General features: G+C 69.6%; 5 protein-coding genes. All 5 read left to right on the top strand.

Annotation, left to right across the window (positions count from 1 at the left end):
- A partial coding sequence (locus tag RM812_RS41195; protein ID WP_311586008.1) for a hypothetical protein occupies positions 1 to 376 on the top strand: 376 nt, incomplete at its 5' end.
- Between the two features lie 199 nt (positions 377 to 575).
- The gene (locus tag RM812_RS41190; RefSeq protein WP_311586006.1) at positions 576 to 1,196 is read left to right on the top strand and encodes an NUDIX hydrolase; all 621 of its coding nucleotides are present in this window, start codon (positions 576 to 578) and stop codon (positions 1,194 to 1,196) included.
- Positions 1,197 to 1,387: 191 nt separating this feature from the next.
- Entirely contained in the window at positions 1,388 to 1,678 is a 291-nt protein-coding gene (locus RM812_RS41185) for a hypothetical protein (RefSeq protein ID WP_311586004.1), read from the top strand.
- A 132-nt stretch (positions 1,679 to 1,810) separates the two neighbouring features.
- Positions 1,811 to 2,473, top strand: coding sequence for a helix-turn-helix transcriptional regulator (locus RM812_RS41180; protein ID WP_311586010.1), 663 nt, complete (start codon positions 1,811 to 1,813; stop codon positions 2,471 to 2,473).
- An 85-nt stretch (positions 2,474 to 2,558) separates the two neighbouring features.
- The coding region (locus tag RM812_RS41175) for a hypothetical protein (protein WP_311586002.1) at positions 2,559 to 3,142 on the top strand (584 nt) is incomplete at its 3' end.

Raw genomic sequence — 3,142 nt, 5'->3', positions numbered from 1 at the left:
CAAGTCGGTGAACGCCGCCGTCTTCGAGCAGATCCGCCTGTCCCCCTCCCCCGCCCACGGTCGCGCCGACGAGGCCTTGCAGCAGCAGCTGGCCGCCGGCAAGGCCACCGCGGTGCGCTGCGGCCGCGGCGGGCGCCTCGTGCAGGCCCTCGGCCGCGGTGGCTCCGTCGACTTTCCCCCCGCTCCCGCCATGTACGCCGACCGGCACGGGCGGCTGACACTGCAGGCCCCCCGGCTCACCCAACTGCCCCCGGACGACGCGTGGTTCCACGCCCCCACCGAAGTTGTCGCTCTGCTGCTGTTCCCACAGCTCGCCGTCCTCCTCGACGGCGCCGACGCCGACGTGATGAGCGGGCTGCGCCGACTGGTGGCCTGAACCCGGCGGACAAGATCTCAGGCGCCTGCCCCGAGGGTGAGGTGGGCAGGCGCCTCCCGCCGAGGTTCACCCGTGTCCAGGTACTCGGCCAGCGGCCGCGCCCCGGCCGCCGCTCGCGGGAAAAGTTCCGCCAGCTGTGTCACACGCCGTCTGATCCCGACACCTCTATAGGCGTTGGAGATCCCCGAAGGAGGCCAAAGTGACCACAGTGACCGGGCCCAGGTCCGCGCAGCCTGTCGACGTTCCGGCGCCCATACGACGGGTCCGGGAGGTCGCTGTCTTCCGTAACCGCTTCGGCACCCTGTTCAACGACGATGTGGTCGCACCGTCGGGCACCGCCGGCCAGTACCTGCGGTGGCAATGGAACCAGGACGGCGTCGTCGTTGTTCCGGTCGGCTCGGCTGGGTACGCCCTCGTGCCCTCCTATCGCTACCCCGTCCATGCCGCGTCTATCGAGTTCCCGCGGGGCGGCGTCGAGGGCGACGAGGAACTCGCCGTGGCCGCCGCTCGCGAGCTGCGCGAGGAGACAGGCCTGATCTGCGAGGCGCCGCGCCGGCTCGGCCTCATTCATGCCGACACCGGCATCATCGCCTCCTCGATCCATGTCTTCGTCGCGCCGGTGGACACCACGGAGACGCAGTCGGCCCGCCCGGAGGCCATGGAGTCCGTCAGCGAGCCCGTCTGGATCGCACCCGCGGAGCTGCCCCGCTGGCTGGCCGATGGCCGGATCACCTGCGGCGTGACGCTGGCGGCGCTCGCCCTGGTCCAGTCCCGGTACCCCACGCTGCCCGCAGGCCATCCCGAGGCCATCGCCGCATAGGTGCCGTCCTGCCCGGGCGGATCATCCCGCCCACGCCCTCAGCCCCCAGTAGGAGCGGGCACCCACTCACCGTCCAAGGGATTCCCATGAAGCCAGTTTCTGAGGTCGTTGTCTCCGCAGCACGTGGCAAGGCGGCACGTGTGCGCCGGCTGCTGTGGCGTGGGGCCAGCGCTGGAGGGGCACCCGCCGAGATGACCACGGCGCGCGCCATCGGGCGGGCCGTGCTCTTCACGCTGCTCGCTGTCAGCCTCGTCGGCACGCTGATGACGACGATCTACCTGCCGGCGCCATGGGGCCGCCTGCTGGTTCTGCCCGCCGCAGTCGGCGCCTTCTGCGCGGGTGTCGCCGCGTGCCTCTACGCGTTCCTCGCCTCGTTCGCCGTCGTCGACGCGGCACACCGGCGCGCCTCGGCGTCCGGTGCCGCGGTGAAGCGCAGCGCGTCACGCCGCGGGAAGGACCAGACATCGGCAGCTGCGAAGTGACGTCCGCGCAATGCTGCCTGCCTGCAAATACTCGAACAATCAAAGCGGACAAACCATTACAAAACGATCTTGACGGGCTTGGGGTTGGGTGTCAGATTCGGGTTGATCACCGCTCAGATTCACGGCGGAGCGGTGGTTGTCGAAGGCTGTGCTGTTGCGGGCGGAGGGGGTGTCAGATGCGCTCAATTGCGTCGATGTCGGCCGCGGCGATGGGGAGCGCGCGGACTCCCCGGACCGTGTTCGTGCGGGAAGGACGTGACGGTGGCCGGTCGCGGAGTGACCGACTTTGCTCCGGCCGCGCTGCTGAGCGAACGCACAGGCGTGAATCTGTCGCGGGAGGAGTTGGCCCGGTCCGCGTCACAGTACGAGCCGTGCCTGAGCGCTGCCCATGTCAGCCTGTACGAAGTCGGAGCGCGCGTGCCGCAGTTGAGCACGCTCGTTGCGTTGGCCAGGGCGCTCGGTGTGGAGATTCGGTCATTGCTGGTGCCGGTCGAGACCGAGGACCTGGCCCGGCTGAGAGTGGAGGGCGGCGTCCGGCAGCGCGATCTTGCGAGGTCGCTCGGTCTGCCGCAGGCCCGCTGGTCAAGGATCGAACGGGGCGTCCTCATACCGGAGCCGGCGCTCCTGCGCGAGCTGGCCGAGTTCCTCGGCAGACCCTTCGACGTGGTGGCCCGCTCGGCTCTCCACACCCGGCGCCGCGCCCTGAGGGCGTCTGCGCGGCCCAAGAGCTGCGGAACACGAGCGGCGAGAGAAATGACCATGCCGGGGCGCAGGTTGGCCGCGTACGCTCCTTAGTTCGCATGGGCCCCGCCGGCTGACCCGGGCCTCTCCGGGGGCCGGACGGTGTACTTCCACGACCACGATTGAGGGGGATATGTCAATGGCACTGTCCAAGGCCGGCGTCACGAAGGCCGCGAAGATCCGCACGGCGGCCGCGTTGGGTCTGGGCGCCGCTGTGCTCCTGGCCGGCTGCGGTACCGGCTCCGACTCCCCGGCCGCCAAGAAGACGTCCGCTGCACCCGCCACCAGCACGTCTCCTTCCGCTGATCTGGAACAGCAGGCCCGGGAACAGGTGTTGGCGGCCTACCGCGGCATGTGGGCCGAACAGGTCAAGATCTACGCCAGCGGGTCGTTCAAGGGCTCGCAGCTGGAGAAGTACGCCGCCGACAAGGCCTTGGCGAAGGTGCGCGCCGCGGCCTTCTACTACCAGAACAACGACCTGGTGGTGAAGGGCGAGCCGAAGCTGAAGGACGACCCGAAGGTCACGCTCAGCCTCGGCGGCTCGTCGAAGAGCGCGGTGATCGTCGACTGCGTCGACAGCACGAACTTCGTGCCCGAGAACCGCAAGACGGGCAAGAAGTCCGAGCTCGACAGCACCAGCCGGCGCAAGGTGCAGACGTCCAAGGCCCAGTACGGCAGCGGCAGGTGGATGATCACCGACTCCACGATCGACAAGGGGTCGAC

Source organism: Streptomyces lancefieldiae (assembly GCF_031845825.1).
In the GTDB taxonomy this organism is placed as follows: domain Bacteria; phylum Actinomycetota; class Actinomycetes; order Streptomycetales; family Streptomycetaceae; genus Streptomyces; species Streptomyces lancefieldiae.
The sequence above is the reverse complement of the archived record's forward strand: the minus strand, read 5'-3'. Positions and strand labels throughout refer to the sequence as shown.

Bases quoted from the DNA above. Each gene is read 5' to 3' on its own strand.
- RM812_RS41185 (WP_311586004.1), top strand. From the start codon at position 1,388: ATGACCACGGCGCGCGCCATCGGGCGGGCCGTGCTCTTCACGCTGCTC.